Below are 17372 nucleotides of genomic sequence, written 5' to 3'. Positions count from 1 at the left end.
ACTCACAAGTGCCCGCCACCCGTCGATTGCGTGCTCACCCGGCCGCCCAAACGGAGTAGTTTTTGTCAGAGTCCTTGGGCGTGGGGCCTTGTTCCGTTAACATAGTCGGCTTTTTCACGGCGGGAGTCAGGCAGCATGGCGCAGCAGTATCAACCGGGGCAACGCTGGATTAGTGACAGCGAAGCAGAGCTGGGGTTAGGCACCGTTCTGGCACAGGACGGCCGCTTGTTGACCGTGCTCTATCCGGCCACTGGCGACACCCGCCAGTATGCGCTACGGAATGCGCCCCTCACCCGTGTGAGGTTCTCGCCGGGTGACTCCATCACCCATTTCGAAGGCTGGAAAATGACCGTGCAGGAAGTCGACGACGTCGACGGCCTGCTGGTCTACCACGGCCTCAATGGGCAGAACGAGCAGGTCACCCTGCCGGAAACCCAGCTCTCCAACTTTATCCAGTTCCGGCTGGCCAGCGACCGTCTGTTCGCCGGGCAGATCGACCCGCTGGCCTGGTTCTCGCTGCGCTATCACACCCTCGAACACACCAGCCGCCAATTGCAATCCTCGCTGTGGGGCCTGGGTGGCGTGCGTGCGCAACCTATTGCCCACCAATTGCATATCGCCCGTGAAGTCGCTGACCGTATCGCACCACGGGTGTTGCTGGCGGACGAAGTGGGCCTGGGCAAGACCATCGAAGCCGGCCTGGTGATCCATCGCCAACTGCTGTCGGGCCGCGCCAGCCGCGTCCTGATCCTGGTACCGGAAAACCTGCAGCACCAGTGGCTGGTGGAAATGCGCCGCCGCTTCAACCTGCAAGTGGCGCTGTTCGATGAAGAACGCTTTATCGAAAGCGATGCCGCCAACCCGTTCGAAGACACCCAACTGGCCCTGGTCGCGCTGGAGTGGCTGGTGGACGATGAGAAGGCCCAGGACGCACTGTTCGCCGCCGGCTGGGACCTGATGGTGGTCGACGAAGCCCACCACCTGGTCTGGCATGAAGACAAAGCCAGCCCGGAATACGCGCTGGTCGAGCAGCTTGCCGAAGTGATTCCCGGCGTGCTGCTGCTCACCGCCACTCCGGAACAGCTGGGCCAGGACAGCCACTTCGCGCGCCTGCGCCTGTTGGACCCGAACCGTTTCCACGACCTGCACGCCTTCCGTGCCGAAAGCGAGAACTATCGCCCGGTGGCCGAAGCCGTGCAGGAGCTGCTCGACAAGGGCCGCCTGTCGCCCGCCGCGCACAAGACCATCCAAGGTTTCCTCGGCAACGAAGGCGAAGCGCTGCTGACCGCCGTCAACGATGGCGACGCCGAAGCCAGTGCGCGCCTGGTGCGTGAACTGCTCGACCGCCACGGCACCGGCCGCGTGCTGTTCCGTAACACCCGTGCCGCCGTGCAGGGCTTCCCGGAGCGTAAGCTGCACGCCTACCCGCTGCCGAACCCGGACGAATACCTCGAGTTGCCCCTGGGCGAACACGCCGAGCTGTACCCGGAAGTCAGCTTCCAGTCGCAACCGGACATCGACGAAGAAAACCGCTGGTGGCGCTTCGACCCGCGCGTCGAGTGGCTGATCGACCAGCTGAAAATGCTCAAGCGCACCAAGGTCCTGGTGATCTGCGCCCACGCCGAAACCGCCATGGACCTGGAAGATGCCCTGCGCGTGCGCTCCGGTATCCCGGCCACGGTATTCCACGAGGGCATGAACATCCTCGAGCGTGACCGCGCGGCTGCTTACTTCGCCGATGAGGAATTCGGCGCCCAGGTGCTGATCTGCTCGGAAATCGGCAGTGAAGGCCGCAACTTCCAGTTCTCCCACCACCTGGTGCTGTTCGACCTGCCATCCCACCCCGACCTGCTGGAACAGCGGATCGGCCGTCTGGACCGGATCGGCCAGAAGCATGTGATCGAACTGCACGTGCCCTACCTGGAAACCAGCCCGCAACAGCGCCTGTTCCAGTGGTACCACGAAGCCCTGAACGCATTCCTCAACACCTGCCCGACCGGCAACGCCTTGCAGCATCAGTTCGGCCCGCGCCTGCTGCCGCTGCTGGAAAACGCCGACGACAGCGAGTGGCAAGCCCTGATCGACGAGGCCCGTGCCGAGCGCGAGCGCCTGGAGCAGGAACTGCACACCGGCCGCGACCGCCTGCTGGAGCTCAACTCCGGTGGCGCAGGTGAAGGCGATGCGCTGGTGGAGGACATCCTCGAGCAAGACGACCAGTTCGCCCTGCCGATCTACATGGAAACCCTGTTCGACGCCTTTGGCATCGACAGCGAAGACCATTCGGAAAACGCGCTGATCCTCAAGCCCAGCGAGAAGATGCTCGACGCGAGCTTCCCCCTGGGCGACGACGAAGGCGTGACCATCACCTACGACCGTAACCAGGCGCTGTCCCGTGAAGACATGCAGTTCATCACCTGGGAACACCCGATGGTGCAGGGCGGCATGGACCTGGTGCTGTCCGGCTCCATGGGCAACACCGCCGTGGCACTGATCAAGAACAAGGCGCTCAAGCCAGGCACCGTGTTGCTGGAGCTGCTCTACGTCAGTGAAGTGGTCGCGCCCCGCGCGCTGCAACTGGGCCGCTACCTGCCACCGGCGGCACTGCGCTGCCTGCTGGACACCAATGGCAACGACCTGTCCGGCCGCGTCTCGTTCGAAACCTTGAACGACCAGCTGGAAAGCGTGCCACGGGCCAGCGCCAACAAGTTCGTGCAGGCCCAGCGCGATCAACTCACACCGCGGATCAATGCCGGTGAAGAGAAGATCACGCCGCGTCACGCCGAACGTGTGGCCGAAGCCAAGCGTCGCCTGGCGGCAGACACCGACGAAGAACTGGCGCGCCTGACCGCGTTGCAAGCGGTCAACCCGACCGTACGCGACAGCGAGCTGGTCGCCCTGCGCAACCAACGTGAGCAAGGCCTGGCCATGCTCGACAAGGCGGCGCTGCGACTGGAAGCCATTCGGGTGTTGGTGGCCGGTTGATTACCGCCCTGCCCGGTTGAATAGAGGCCCGCGCACTGCGGGCCTTTTTTATTCGCTTGAGAACAGCGTTGGCGTTGCGGGCCTCATCGGGGGCAAGCCCCCGATGGCGTCACCGCAGAATCAAGCCATCGCGGCCGCAGCCGGCACCTCAACCCCCTTCAACCCCTCCTTCATCCGCTTGGCATCACGCACAAAACTGCGTGACGCCTGGAACAGGAACAGCATGGTCAAGAACAACGCCACCGGAATCAGGTACATGGCGTCATGCAAGCCCACCGCCTTGTAAGCCTCGGTCATCTGCTCGGCCCCCGCCGCATACATCGCCGCATGGGCAAAATGGTCGGACAACCCGCCCACCACAATCGGCCCCATGCCCCCGCCCAGCAAGTACAAACCGGCAAAGAACAGCGCCATCGCCGTGGCCCGCAGGCGCGGCTCGACCACGTCCTGGATCGCGGTGTACACACAGGTGTAGAAGTTATACGCAAACAACCAGCCCACACTGAACAGCGCCACAAACACGCCGATCTCGATGCGCCCGGCATGCAGGGCCCAGGCGGTGGTGACGGTGGAGATGATCAGGCTGCACGCCGCAAACAGCAGTCGGCCATTGGCAACGCGTTGATGGATCTTGTCGGCAATCCAGCCCCCCAAGGTCAGGCCCACCAGGCCGGTCAACCCGACGATGATGCCGGTGGCGACCGCCGCGTCCTGCAAGGGCATGAGGAAATAGCGCTGCAGCATCGGCACCAGGAACGAGTTGCATGCGTAGGTGGCGAAGTTGAAGCACAACCCGGCCAGCACCAGCCACAGGAAGGTCGGCACGGCCAGCACACGGCGAATCGGGCGATCGACGCGCTCCTGGGAGACTTGTACGGCTTCGGCGGCGCCGCGCTTGGGTTCCTTGATATAGAACATGAACACCGCAAGGATCAGCCCCGGCACGGCGGCAATGAAGAACGGCGCGCGCCAGCTGTCGAACGCCTTGACCATCCAGCCGATGGTGAAGAACGCCAGCAACAGGCCCAAAGGCAGGCCCAGCATGAAAATCCCCATGGCCCGGGCACGACGGTGCGCCGGGAACAGGTCGCCGATCAGCGAGTTGGCGGCCGGCGCATAGCTGGCTTCACCGATACCGATGCCCATGCGCACCAGCAAAAACGTCCAGAAACTGCCGACCAGGCCGTTGATCGCCGTCAACCCGCTCCACGCGAACAGGCCCCAGCCCATCAGTTTGCTGCGCGAGCCGGTATCGGCCAGACGCCCCAGCGGCAGGCCGGCAATGGCGTAGACGATGGTGAAAGCGGTGCCGATGATGCCGAGCTGGAAGTCGCTCAGGTGCCATTCCATGCGGATCGGCTCGATGATGATCGCCGGAATGGTGCGGTCGAAGAAGTTGAACAGGTTGGCGAGGAACAACAGGAACAGAATGCGCCAGGCATTCGCCGCTTGGGTCGAGTTCTGCATGGGTCCGTCTCTTTTATTGTTATGAGAGCTGCGATGCCCGATGCATCCCGCCCGGTACCTGCAACATAGTCAGGCGAGCCGTGGTTGTCTGTAATGATTCGTAAAGCTGATAGGGCATGATTTCACCCGACAACACGGGACTTTGCCGACAAAAATATAAGTGCCTGCCCCCCTTCCCAACGGCCATGACCCGATTAGAATGGCGAGCCTTCCAGTAGTCCCCCACTCTACTTTTCTTATCGATGACGCCCATGTCCGAAGCCAGTCCGTGTCTGAGTTGCGGTGCCTGCTGTTCACACTTTCGTGTGTCTTTCTTCTGGGGTGAGTGCGCCTCCTCGGGAGGGACGGTGCCTGATGACCTGGTGGTGCAGATCAACCCGACCCGCGTGGCAATGATCGGCACCGACCAGAAACCCGTGCGCTGCTGCAGCCTTGAAGGCGAAGTCGGCAAAGGTACGAGCTGCTCGATTTATGAGCAACGCTCAAGCCCCTGCAGGGAATTCGAGGCTTCATGGAGCCAGGGCGAGCAGAACGTCGATTGCGACGCGGCCCGTGCTGCGTTCGGCCTGCCGCCGTTACAAGCACCGTTCGAGTTGGAATTGCCCATCAGCGCTTAGCACTAAATGCTATGCACGGCATGCCAAAATCATTCCGAGCAAAGTGCCATTATCGCTGGAAAATCCCGCGAGGCTTCTATACTCGACCTCATAGGTCATCGCCGTAGGCTGTGACGTGACGCTATGACGGGACATGCTATGGAATGGCTAGGTCTGCACTTTTTTACCGACCTCCCAGCGAACGGGCACTTATTACTCAACTGCAGTCATAACCCTTTTCTGGTGCTGCTGGCCTATCTGGTCGCCTGTGCGGCGGGGTTCGGCACCCTGGACATGGCCGAACGGGTTGGCCATGTCGAAGACCCTACCGCTCGCCGCCATTGGCGTTGGCTGGGTGCCGGTTGCCTGGCAGGGGGTATCTGGTCCACTCACTTCATCAGCATGCTGGCCTTCCAGGCACCCATCGCGATTCACTACGAACTGCTCATGACGTTCGCCTCGCTGGTCATCGCCCTGATCGCCTCGTTGTTCGCCATGCAAACCCTCAGTCACACCAGACTGCGATTTAACCAATACCTGCTGGCATCGCTGTGGATGGGCATCGGCATCGCCTTGATGCATTACGTCGGCATGTCGGCCATGCGTTCCCAGGCCCAGGCGTATTTCGAGTCGGGCCTGCTGCTCGCCTCGGTCGGCATCGCCATTGGCGCCAGCCTGGCCGCCCTGTTGTTGTCCAGCTACCTGCGCACCGGTGCCGGCGTCTTCCATCAACTGCTCAAATACGCCGCCAGCCTGATGTTGGGCGCAGGCATTATCAGCATGCACTTTACCGGCATGGCCGCCATGCAACTGATCGTCCCCACCGGCGCCGATCTCTCGCTACCTCTGGACAATAACCCTATCCAACTGGGCCTGTCGGTCGCCGTGATCACCCTGCTGGTGATCGGCAGCAGCATCAGCGCCGCGCTGGCGGATAAAAAGCTGCAACACAAGGAGCGCGACCTGCGTCGGGTCAACGCACTGCTCAGCGAACTGGATCAGGCGCGCGCCTCCCTGCAACAGGTGGCGCATTACGACGCGCTGACCAGCTTGCTTAACCGACGCGGTTTCAATCAGATTTTTGCAGAAAAAATCGCCGAAAAAACGGCTTCAAACGGCATGATGGCGGTTATTTTCCTCGATATTGACCACTTCAAACGCATCAACGACAGCCTCGGCCATGACGCTGGGGATCAATTGCTCAGCGTTCTCGCCAGCCATATCAAAGGCTCCGTGCGCAGCCATGCGGACGTGGTCGCACGGTTTGGCGGCGATGAGTTCTGCATCCTGATCAGCATTCACCACCGCGACGAAGCGCGTCACCTGGCCCAACGCATCATGCAGAAGATGAAGGACCCCGTCGAACTGGCCGGTCGCCGTATGGTGATGACCACCAGCATTGGCATCAGCCTGTTTCCCGAGGATGGCCTGACCTGCGAAGAGCTGCTCAAAAACGCCGACCTGGCGCTGTACCAGTCCAAGGACATGGGACGTAATAGCCTGAACTTCTTCAACTCCAACCTGAAGACCCGCGCCTCCCTCGAACTGCAATTGGAAGAAGAGCTACGCAGCGCCCTGCGCGCCCAGAACCAGTTGGTACTGTTCTACCAACCGATCTTTGACATGAAGCTGGGCAAAGTGACACGCCTGGAGGCCTTGGTGCGCTGGCAGCATCCGCAACATGGGCTGCTGACCCCAGCCCGGTTTATCGGGATTGCCGAAAGCAACGGGCTGATCGCCGAACTCGATCACTGGGTCTTGCGCCAAGCCTGCCATGACTTGAGCCTGCTCTCCGACCGCGGCTATACCGAACTGACCATGACAGTGAATTGCTCGGCCCTGAACCTGGCCCGCGACGAACTGGCGGATGAGATCGAAGACGCGTTGCGCTTCAGCGGCATCGGCGCCAACCGCCTGGAACTGGAAGTGACCGAAAATGCCTTGATGGGCAATATCAGCAGCACCCTGGCCCTGCTGCGGCAAATCCGCGCGCTGGGCGTGTCGCTGGCCATCGACGACTTTGGCACCGGCTACTCCTCCCTCGCCTACCTCAAGCGCCTGCCGCTCAACACCCTGAAGATCGATCGCTCGTTTATCCAGGACATTCCCAAGTCGACCGCCGACATCGAGATCATCCAGGCAATTATCGGCATGGCTCACACCCTGCACTTGCAGGTGGTGACCGAAGGCGTGGAAACCCAGGCCCAATTCGATCTGCTGCTCAACCATGGCTGTGATTTCGTCCAGGGCTACCTGTTGAGCCCGGCGGTGCCCGCCAGCGAAATAATGGGCGCAATGCAGGGGATCGACAGGCGCAATCCAATCAACCCAGCCAGCGTGGCGGGCACCAAGGACACCCCTACGACAAAAGAGCTGTCCCCAGGCCGCCCCGGATCCACCTCCGTTGTCAGGCCAATTCGCTGACGTCGAATCTTTGGCATTTCGCCATCATTTACCTAAAGATCGCCGACAAACGGCCGATCCATCAGAGTCCGGCCAGGTTTTTCCTGAGTACACAGGGTCAGCCTGATGGTTCCGGACAAGGACGCACTGTAAAGTCGCGAACTCCCACTCAGTGATGGCCATTTGATACTTCTCAGCCATCCGCCCAGGCACATGGCGCACAATGACTTCTAAAAATAACTCTGGCACCGTGGTATCCGATGTGTTGCTCCCAGCTCCTGCGGACAAGCCCTCAGGTTCAAAGTCATTGAGCACCGCCCGCCCGCTGGCTACCCAGCAATACCTGTACTTCACCGAAACCAATACCGACCGCATCCTCGATAACCTCGACGGCCTGCGCGACATGGTGTTCCCGCGCCCGCCTCACCTGGAAGGCGACAGCGAGCAGCACAGCGAGCAGGAATTCCCCTCGGTCTGCCTGATCGGCCTGGGCCGCTGCGGTTCGAACATCGCGCTGGACGTGGCGGAGCTGGTGTACAACGCGCGCAAGTTCTACCTCAACGAATTCAGCACCGAAGACAAATCCTTGGATAAGGGCTACAGCCCGGCCCAGTGGATTCGCAACAACCTGCGCCTGGGCGGCGGCAAGGCCAGCAAGCCGGTGTTCCTGGTGGAACCGCTGGTGATGCTGGGCGACCTGGACAAGGACATCGCCGGGCGTATCCGTTTCTCGCGCAAGGGCGAAAAAAGCGGCTTCCTGCGCGACTACAGCAAGATGAAAATCATGGACCTCTCCGAAGTCCATGCCGGTGGCGCCGGTAACGCGCCGATCCTCGGCCAGTACCTGGCCAAGATCATCCTGAACAAAGACACCCAGCGCTTTTCCAGCCCCGACTGGAAGATGATCCACTCGTACCTGATCGACTCCTGCGGCATCAAGGCCAACCAGTCGCGCCTGTACTTCTCGATCTTCAGCGCCGGCGGCGGCACCGGTTCGGGCATGGCCTCGGAGTTCGGCCTGGCGCAGCAGCACTCGTACATGAACAAGACGTTCGACACCAAGCCCGCCGACGAACACGACAGCAAAAGCGGCCACGCCTTCGTATTCGAGCCGATCTTCACCAGCGGCATTTGTGTGCTGCCGAACATCTCCGACCACCGCAGCGAAATGTCCGAAGCGCTGCACATCAACGCCGGGCGACTGCTGTGCAAGTACCTGTCTGAAGAATGGGATTTTTCATACAACTTTGCCAACGAAGACAGCAGCGAAGCCAGCGTGAAGGGGCGCATCCGCCCGTGGAACGCGATGATGCTGATCTCCAACGACATCATGCGCTACGCCGAAGAGAGCGATGACGGCAATATCCAGAACATTGACGTCAATGCCATGGAGAAACACGCCAACCAGTACATCTCCCAGCAGATCTTCAACATCCTCACCGCCCAGGCCGTGACCACCGACTACGACCAGAACTACTTCCGTCGCGCCGGCATCGACATCGGCGAAACCATCCGCCTGGATGCCAATGACCTGTTCATGAGCCTGGCCGGGCCGGTGGCGATTGCCTACGCCGAATCCGTCGTACCGGAAACCCCGGTGCCGTCCAATGACAAGTTCAAAGTCTTCGAGAAAGAGCCTCAGCGCCTGAACATCGACGACCTGTTCTTCCGCTCCATCGACCTGCCGCACTTCAACAAGGTCACCCAGGCCATCGAAGGCATCAGCCTGTTGCCGATCGAGTCCAAGCGCTACAAGGCGTCCCTGGAGCAGTACAAGAACTCCGGCTACGACGCGGCGGCGCTGCATGACCTGCACTTCTTCAAGAACTGCTCGTCGGTGGTGTCGATCGTCTCGCTGCCCAAGGACTACAAGCTGTCCTACATGGACCTGAACCGGCTCAAGACGCACCTCAACAGCCTGTTCCCCAACACCACCCTCAAGCGCTATGCCCTGGTGATCGGCGCATCCGCCAACCTGTCGCTGACCACCCTGATCGCCAAGAGCCCGTGCCTGTCGGATGACTTCCTGACGCTGATCGTGGCCTTTATCAAGCGTTGCTTTGCACGCAACCCGTACCGCTTCGACGACACCCTGGACAACTCGATCCTGGATTTCATCATCCACGAGGACTTCGACGAAGACCGCATCGACGAGTTGCTCAATGAGTTTGAAAACCCGGCGAAGATCCTCGATACCAACTGGTACGCGATCAAGCCGATGTATGAGAAGAAGTACCGCGAGTTGATCAACGACAAAGAGAAGTTCGTGTCGATCAATGACATTCGCCTGTCACGGGATTGCGTGAAGAAGGCGATCAAGTACCTGCGCGAGATCTACCGTCACCGCATCGGCAAGACCAAGGTTATTTCGTTGAATAACCACACCGGCAAGACCGCCTAGCCCAGTGTGACGGCGCCGCCTGGCGCCGTTGCAACCTCAGTGCGCCATGCGTTGGCGCAGGAACGCGATGATGGTCTTTTCGTCGGCGCGTCTTGCAGGCCGGGGCAAATGCTTCGGCCAGCCGGAATTTTTTGCGCCGAAGAACCGCTTCTGCTCCGCCTCATCCCAGCCACGAATCTCCCGCGAAGCCGATTCCCACCACCCGTGTCGGCACACGTCGTAGTACGGATGCGCAGGCGCCGAACTGCCGTAGAGCAAGTCACGACCGACCTTTTTCAGGTGCTTGCGCTGATTGCGCAGCTTCCACTTGATGCGCAGCCGCTGCCAGGGCGAGGGCACCGGCTTGACTCGCGGCACATCCCTGCATCGCGCGACCAGCTCGGGGCCGAATGCCTCACCGTGAAGGGTGAAGAAGTGCGCTTGCATGGCATGGAAGAAGCGCTTATCGGCGAAGTAGTGATGAACGAATTTATGCGCCTCGCGCACCTTCTGGTCGCGCATCGCGAAGGAAATCGCGATTTGCTCGATGGTGTGAATATCGAACGAGTTCCGCGTCCACTCGTCGATCAGGCGGATGGAGGCTTCGAGCAGCGGCGCATCGCTGGCACGCACGCCGCACAGACCACTGTTATAGAGCTTGAAGCTGTTATCCGCAGAGATGCCATGGGCCTGCAGGTGCTCGCCCAACTTGAGATAGTCAGGGCGCTTGCAGACATAGCTCCAGTCGTATTCAAAGCCGTCCATCACATACTGGCCCGGCTCTATCAGTTCGAACACACGATGGGGGGACTTGAGGAACAGCGTGTCGGTGTCAACGAACAGGGTCTTGTCCGCCAGCATAAGCCCTTGGGCGATCGCGCAGGCCTTGCGGCGATGGGGGTAACCGTTTTCACCCTGCCATTGGGCCAGGGTCTGCTCGTCCAGGGCGATGGTTTCAACCGGCCAGCCAATGTAGTCCTGGGGCCGATCGGTCATGACCCGGATGCACAGCGACTCGCCCGGTTTGAGTTGGGACAGGGCGGTGAGGATGCTGAACTTGGCTTCGCGCCGATAAACGTCCTGGCGACCGTAGATAAGGTAAAGCAGTTGGTGCGAAGGCTTCGCTAAGGGGGGCAGCGCTGACGGCATGACTAGCTCCGGGTGACAAGCGGCGAACTTTACCGGAATTCGCCGTTTCCTACGCCGCGATCTGATAGGTATCACCCTTTTATTCACACTGAGAAACAATTCTCCGGCCTATTCAACGGCGAGAAAACTGTTCCCATGACGTGCGCGTCACCCAGCGCTGTGACCTTTCTTCACGGCAAGATGCCATCACGGCACCAGCGGTTACTCAGCTACACACTTTTAAAACGGAAAATCACGCACCTTTTCAGTGCAACCCTTTATCACGCCGCCCTTTCCTGGATCAGTATCCACGGCGAAACCACCACCGCCCACAAGCTCGGGTCACGTTCAACCAGGTCCAATGCCCGCGTCGCAGACACTTCGCAAAGGCTGCCAGCGGCCAACCAGGCAGCGACTTTATCACGGTTGTCTTCAGCCATTCCCTCGGCGGCCTCGATCAAATCCAGGCCGGCATCGACCCACAATAGGGCACCCTTGGCAAAGAACGGCTCAAGCTCCTTCCAGGAGATTTCGGCGGTTTCACCGAGCAGCTTGGCATAGAGGGTGCTAGGTTCTTGAGTCATGGGAATTCACCTGGGAAAAAATCGGCGCAATCATAGCGCCCCCTCTCCGGCAGAAAAACCCAGTTGCAAATGAGTCATCGATAGAAAGTGTCAGGAAAGCCAAGGATTGCCCGGAACGCTGGCATCACCCCGCCGCAATTCTGTCTTTTTCTTTCATTTAAGCGACACACCCGGCTTTTGCCCCCGGCAGCCAGCTTTTCAAGCGATCAACCGGCGCTCTACACTGTACCGGTACAGTTGCCAGGGCACTGCCGGGGGGATATCCGAGATATCCGATCCGGTTCTGCAGCTCACAAGGCCGCTAGAACTATAAAAAATACAACAGTAAGAGTGGAGCACTATGAATAAGGCTACTAAGCAGATTTCCAAACTGTTTGCCGCTATGGTCCTGGCTGGGGTTGCCGGCCATTCGTTCGCAGCCGACACCATCAAGATCGGCATCGCCGGTCCGAAGACTGGTCCTGTAACGCAATACGGCGACATGCAATTCATGGGTGCCAAGCAGGCCATCGCCGACATCAACGCCAAGGGCGGCGTCGACGGCAAAATGCTCGAAGCCAAGGAATACGACGACGCTTGCGATCCTAAACAAGCCGTGGCCGTAGCCAACAAAGTGGTCAACGACGGCGTCAAGTTCGTGGTCGGTCACCTCTGCTCCAGCTCCACTCAGCCAGCGTCCGACATTTATGAAGACGAAGGCGTGATCATGATTACCCCGGCAGCCACCAGCCCGGAAATCACCGCCCGCGGCTACAAGCTGATCTTCCGCACCATCGGCCTGGACAGCGCCCAGGGCCCGGCGGCCGGCAACTACATCGCCGACCACGTGAAGCCGAAAATCGTTGCTGTCCTGCACGACAAGCAGCAATACGGTGAAGGCATCGCTACCGCCGTCAAGCAGACCCTCGAGAAGAAAGGCACCAAGGTTGCCGTCTTCGAAGGCCTGAACGCCGGCGACAAAGACTTCTCCTCGATCATCCAGAAGCTCAAGCAAGCCAACGTCGACTTCGTCTACTACGGCGGCTACCACCCGGAGCTGGGCCTGATCCTGCGCCAAGCCAAGGAAAAAGGCCTGAACGCCAAGTTCATGGGCCCGGAAGGCGTCGGCAACGACTCCATCTCGCAAATCGCCCAGGGCGCCTCCGAAGGCCTGCTGGTGACCTTGCCTAAATCCTTCGATACCGACCCGGCCAACAAAGCCATCGTTGAAGAGTTCGCCAAGAACAAGCAGGACCCAACCGGTCCGTTCGTGTTCCCGGCCTACTCGGCCATTGAAGTCATCGCCGGCGGCATCAAGGCCGCCAAGAGCGAAGACACCGCCAAAGTGGCCGCAGCCATCCACGCGGGCACCTTCAAGACCCCTACCGGCGACCTGAGCTTCGACGCCAAGGGCGACCTGAAGGACTTCAAGTTCGTGGTCTACGAATGGCACTTCGGCAAACCAAAAACCGAAGTTTCCCCTCAGTAAGCCAGGCGTTACTGGTCCAACAAGCCCACTGTGAGAGCAGTGGGCTTTGTTTTACGAGGTTTATGGGCCTGTCACCCGCGATCCGGGCGCTGGCTCACCTGAAAATCTTAAAACCGTCACCAGCGGTTCGCTGGCAAACGCTTTGTGCAAATGTGCTCACAGAACACAGCACGGGGCCGGAACATGACTCCACCAGTGAAATGCGTATCGGGTTTTTAGGAGCGCTGTAATGCCTGAGATCTATCATTTTTTCCAACAGCTGGTTAATGGGCTGACCATTGGCAGCACCTATGCCTTGATAGCCATTGGCTACACAATGGTTTACGGCATCATTGGAATGATCAACTTCGCCCATGGCGAGGTATACATGATTGGTTCCTACGTGGCCTTCATTGCCCTTGCCGGGCTGGCCATGATGGGTATCCACTCCCTGCCGCTGTTGATGACCGCCGCGTTCCTGGCGTCGATCGTCGTAACCAGTGCCTATGGCTACAGTATCGAGCGCGTTGCCTACCGTCCCTTGCGTGGCAGCAACCGTTTGATCCCGCTGATTTCCGCCATCGGCATGTCGATTTTCCTGCAGAACACCGTATTGCTGTCCCAGGACTCCAAGGATAAATCCATCCCCAACCTGATCCCGGGGAGCTTCTCCTTCGGCCCGGGTGGTGCGGAAGAAGTGCTGATTTCCTACATGCAGATCCTGGTCTTCGTCGTCACCCTGGTGGCCATGCTGGGCCTGACCCTGTTCATCTCCCGCTCCCGTCTGGGGCGCGCCTGCCGGGCCTGCGCCGAAGACATCAAGATGGCCAACCTGTTGGGCATCAATACCAACAACATCATCGCCCTGACCTTCGTGATCGGTGCCGCACTGGCAGCCGTCGCGGCCGTACTGCTGAGCATGCAATACGGCGTGATCAACCCCAACGCCGGTTTCCTGGTAGGCCTCAAGGCTTTTACCGCAGCGGTATTGGGCGGCATCGGCAGTATCCCGGGCGCGATGCTCGGCGGCCTGGTGCTGGGGGTGGCCGAGGCGTTTGGTGCCGATATTTTCGGCGACCAATACAAGGACGTCGTCGCGTTCGGCCTGTTGGTTCTGGTGCTGTTGTTCCGTCCGACCGGCATTCTGGGCCGTCCGGAGGTTGAGAAAGTATGAGCAGATATCTTAAATCGGCGTTTTTCAGCGCCTTGCTGGTGTGGGCGGTGGCCTTCCCGGTACTCGGCCTCAAGCTGAGCATTGTCGGCATCAACCTGGAAGTGCATGGCACCGGCCCCGTGACGCTGACCATCATCGCCTTGTGTTCGGTGCTGATGTTCCTGCGCGTGCTGTTCACCCAGCAGGTCGGTGCCCTGTTCAAGGGCAACCGTGGCCCGCTGGTCTCGCCCAAGGTCAGCCAATTCCTGACCCTGCCACGCACCCAGCGCTACATCATCATCGGCCTGATCGTGGCCGCGCTGATCTGGCCGTTCTTCGGCTCGCGCGGTGCGGTCGACATTGCCACCCTGATCCTGATCTACGTGTTGCTGGGCCTGGGCCTGAACATCGTAGTGGGCCTGGCCGGCCTGCTCGACCTGGGTTATGTGGGCTTCTACGCCGTGGGTGCCTACACCTACGCGCTGCTGTCGCACTACCTGGGCTGGAGCTTCTGGATCTGCCTGCCGCTGGCCGGCATGGCGGCGGCCACGTTCGGCTTCCTGCTGGGCTTCCCGGTATTGCGCCTGCGCGGTGACTACCTGGCCATCGTGACCCTGGGCTTCGGGGAAATCATCCGGCTGTTCCTGCGTAACCTCACCGATATCACCGGTGGGCCGAACGGCATCAGCAGCATTCCCAAGCCGACGTTTTTCGGGCTGTCGTTCGACCGCACCGCTGCCGAAGGCATGCAGACCTTCCACGAGTACTTCGGGATCGACTACAACCCGGTGAGCAAAGTGGTGTTCCTGTACCTGGTGGCGCTGTTGCTGGCGCTGGCAGCACTGTTCGTGATCAACCGCCTGCTGCGCATGCCGATCGGCCGTGCCTGGGAAGCGTTGCGCGAAGATGAAATCGCCTGCCGTGCCCTGGGCCTGAACCCGACCATCATCAAGCTCTCCGCCTTCACCCTGGGTGCCGCGTTCGCCGGTTTTGCCGGCAGCTTCTTCGCCGCTCGCCAAGGCCTGGTGACCCCGGAGTCGTTCACCTTCATCGAGTCGGCGATCATCCTCGCCATCGTGGTGTTGGGTGGCATGGGCTCGCAGCTGGGTGTGATCCTGGCGGCGATCGTGATGATCCTGCTGCCGGAAATGATGCGTGAGTTCAGCGAATACCGCATGTTGATGTTCGGCGCCATGATGGTGCTGATGATGATCTGGCGACCTCAAGGCCTGCTGCCCATGCAACGTCCACACATGGAGCTGCGCAAATGAGCCGCGAGATCCTGAAAGTCGAAAACTTGAGCATGCGCTTCGGCGGCTTGCTGGCGGTCAACGGCGTCGCCCTGACCGTGAAAGAGAAACAGGTGGTTGCGCTGATCGGCCCCAACGGTGCCGGCAAGACCACGGTGTTCAACTGCCTCACCGGTTTCTACAAGCCGAGTGGCGGCAGCATCCTGCTGGACGGCCAGCCGATCCAGGGGCTGGCCGGCCACGAGATCGCCCGCAAGGGCGTGGTGCGCACCTTCCAGAACGTACGGCTGTTCAAGGACATGACGGCGGTCGAGAACCTGCTGATCGCCCAGCACCGTCACCTGAACACCAACTTCTTTGCGGGCCTGTTCAAGACCCCGGCGTTCCGCAAGAGCGAGCGCGAGGCCATGGAATACGCTGCGTACTGGCTGGACAAGGTCAACCTCACCGAGTTCGCCAACCGCCCCGCCGGCACCCTGGCCTATGGTCAGCAACGTCGCCTGGAAATCGCTCGCTGCATGATGACCCGTCCGCGGATCCTGATGCTCGACGAACCGGCCGCCGGCCTGAACCCCAAGGAAACCGAAGACCTCAAGGCGCTGATCGGCGTGTTGCGTGAGGAAAACAACGCCACGGTGCTGTTGATCGAACACGACATGAAACTGGTCATGAGCATTTCCGACCATATCGTGGTGATCAACCAGGGCACGCCGCTGGCGGACGGGACGCCGGAGCAGATCCGCGACAATCCTGAAGTGATCAAAGCCTATCTGGGGGAAGCGTAAAATGCTGCAATTCGAAAACGTTTCCACTTTCTACGGCAAGATCCAGGCCTTGCACAGCGTCAACGTCGAAGTGCGCCAGGGTGAGATCGTCACGCTGATCGGTGCCAACGGCGCCGGCAAGTCGACCTTGCTGATGACCTTGTGCGGCTCGCCGCAGGCCCACAGCGGCAGCATCCGCTATATGGGTGAGGAGCTGGTGGGCCAGCAGTCGTCGCACATCATGCGCAAGAGCATTGCCGTGGTGCCGGAAGGCCGACGGGTGTTCTCACGCCTGACCGTGGAAGAAAACCTGGCCATGGGTGGGTTTTTCACCGACAAGGGCGACTACCAGGAGCAGATGGACAAGGTGCTGCACCTGTTCCCTCGTCTCAAGGAGCGCTTCAGCCAGCGCGGCGGCACCATGTCCGGCGGCGAGCAGCAAATGCTCGCCATCGGCCGTGCACTGATGAGCAAGCCCAAGCTGTTGCTGTTGGACGAACCCTCCCTGGGCCTGGCACCGATCATCATCCAGCAGATCTTCGACATCATCGAACAGCTGCGCAAGGACGGTGTAACGGTGTTCCTGGTGGAGCAGAACGCCAACCAGGCGCTGAAAATCGCTGACCGCGCCTACGTGCTGGAAAACGGCCGGGTGGTGATGCAGGGCACTGGCGAGCAGTTGCTGACCGATCCGAAGGTGCGTGAGGCGTACCTGGGCGGCTAAGAGACGGTGGCTGGATAAGCCGGATCTCATGTGGGAGGGAGTAAGTTCCCTCCCACATTTTTTTGCATTGTTTGAAATTATTTAGTCTGACCTTGTAACGAACATCCCCCTCCCGCCTCTAGTGGTGCAAGCAGGCATTCAAGCCCGCTCCTCAACCTACCGCTGGAGATCCATCATGACCACCAAACTGTCCGCTGCTAGCCTCGTCCTCGCCCTGAGTTCGGCCTTGAGCCTGTCCGCCCTGACCACCACCGCCCACGCTGCCGACGACATGCAGAAGTGCTTCGGCGTCGCTGAAGCCGGCAAGAACGATTGCGCCGCCGGTGCCGGCACGTCCTGCGCCGGCACCTCGAAGACCAAGGATCAGGCCAACGCCTGGAAACTGGTCCCGGCCGGCACCTGCACCCAAACCCCAAGCTCCACCTCGCCGACCGGTTTCGGCCAGGAAGCCGCCTTCACCGCCAAGTCCTGAACCCTCCCCGGCCTGAGTACGG

At 60.4% G+C, this 17372-nt stretch carries 13 protein-coding genes; 10 read left to right on the top strand and 3 right to left on the bottom strand.

From position 1 onward, the window contains the following. Positions 1-135: 135 nt before the first annotated feature. A complete protein-coding gene (rapA, locus tag AC07OP_RS22965) occupies positions 136-2982 on the top strand; it encodes an RNA polymerase-associated protein RapA (protein WP_027604415.1) in 2847 nt (948 codons plus the stop codon). A gap of 120 nt (positions 2983-3102) precedes the next feature. Here rapA and AC07OP_RS22960 read toward each other — a convergent pair whose 3' ends face one another. Next, positions 3103-4449: a spinster family MFS transporter gene (locus AC07OP_RS22960; RefSeq protein WP_495100997.1), complete on the bottom strand. Its 1347-nt coding sequence runs from the start codon at positions 4447-4449 to the stop codon at positions 3103-3105. Positions 4450-4700: 251 nt separating this feature from the next. On the opposite strand from AC07OP_RS22960, the gene AC07OP_RS22955 reads away from it, so the two are divergent. From AC07OP_RS22955 to AC07OP_RS22945, 3 genes are all read left to right on the top strand, one after another. Continuing rightward, positions 4701-5066, top strand: coding sequence for a YkgJ family cysteine cluster protein (locus AC07OP_RS22955; protein WP_115485798.1), 366 nt, complete (start codon positions 4701-4703; stop codon positions 5064-5066). Positions 5067-5204: 138 nt separating this feature from the next. After that, a complete protein-coding gene (locus tag AC07OP_RS22950; RefSeq protein WP_495100996.1) occupies positions 5205-7469 on the top strand; it encodes a putative bifunctional diguanylate cyclase/phosphodiesterase in 2265 nt (754 codons plus the stop codon). 202 nt (positions 7470-7671) lie between these two features. Further along, positions 7672-9849: a hypothetical protein gene (locus AC07OP_RS22945; protein WP_115485796.1), complete on the top strand. Its 2178-nt coding sequence runs from the start codon at positions 7672-7674 to the stop codon at positions 9847-9849. 36 nt (positions 9850-9885) lie between these two features. On the opposite strand, the gene AC07OP_RS22940 is transcribed toward AC07OP_RS22945, so the two are convergent. Both AC07OP_RS22940 and AC07OP_RS22935 read right to left on the bottom strand, forming a co-directional pair. Continuing rightward, a complete protein-coding gene (locus AC07OP_RS22940) occupies positions 9886-10977 on the bottom strand; it encodes a hypothetical protein (RefSeq protein ID WP_495100995.1) in 1092 nt (363 codons plus the stop codon). Between the two features lie 260 nt (positions 10978-11237). Further along, positions 11238-11540, bottom strand: coding sequence for a DUF2288 domain-containing protein (locus tag AC07OP_RS22935; protein ID WP_065938816.1), 303 nt, complete (start codon positions 11538-11540; stop codon positions 11238-11240). Between the two features lie 340 nt (positions 11541-11880). Between AC07OP_RS22935 and AC07OP_RS22930 the strand changes: the two genes are divergently transcribed. The 6 genes from AC07OP_RS22930 (at position 11881) to AC07OP_RS22905 (ending at position 17350) form a co-directional block, all read left to right on the top strand. Beyond that, positions 11881-13008 (top strand): branched-chain amino acid ABC transporter substrate-binding protein, encoded by a 1128-nt coding sequence (locus AC07OP_RS22930; RefSeq protein WP_457236321.1) that lies wholly within the window; start codon positions 11881-11883, stop codon positions 13006-13008. Positions 13009-13237: 229 nt separating this feature from the next. After that, positions 13238-14161, top strand: a complete 924-nt coding sequence (gene livH / locus AC07OP_RS22925; protein WP_003172375.1) for a high-affinity branched-chain amino acid ABC transporter permease LivH — start codon at positions 13238-13240, stop codon at positions 14159-14161. Continuing rightward, a complete protein-coding gene (locus tag AC07OP_RS22920) occupies positions 14158-15411 on the top strand; it encodes a high-affinity branched-chain amino acid ABC transporter permease LivM (protein WP_065938814.1) in 1254 nt (417 codons plus the stop codon). Before livH ends, AC07OP_RS22920 begins: the two co-directional genes overlap by 4 nt. Further along, on the top strand, positions 15408-16175 hold the full coding sequence (gene livG / locus AC07OP_RS22915; protein WP_027604424.1) for a high-affinity branched-chain amino acid ABC transporter ATP-binding protein LivG: 768 nt from the start codon (positions 15408-15410) through the stop codon (positions 16173-16175). The genes AC07OP_RS22920 and livG overlap by 4 nt, the downstream gene beginning before the upstream one ends. 1 nt (position 16176) lies before the next feature. Beyond that, positions 16177-16878 (top strand): ABC transporter ATP-binding protein, encoded by a 702-nt coding sequence (locus AC07OP_RS22910; protein ID WP_017844798.1) that lies wholly within the window; start codon positions 16177-16179, stop codon positions 16876-16878. Between the two features lie 175 nt (positions 16879-17053). Beyond that, positions 17054-17350 (top strand): BufA1 family periplasmic bufferin-type metallophore, encoded by a 297-nt coding sequence (locus AC07OP_RS22905; RefSeq protein ID WP_027604425.1) that lies wholly within the window; start codon positions 17054-17056, stop codon positions 17348-17350. Positions 17351-17372: the final 22 nt, after the last annotated feature.

Source organism: Pseudomonas sp. GW821-FHT09D08, assembly GCF_059416305.1.
The sequence above is the reverse complement of the archived record's forward strand: the minus strand, read 5'-3'. Positions and strand labels throughout refer to the sequence as shown.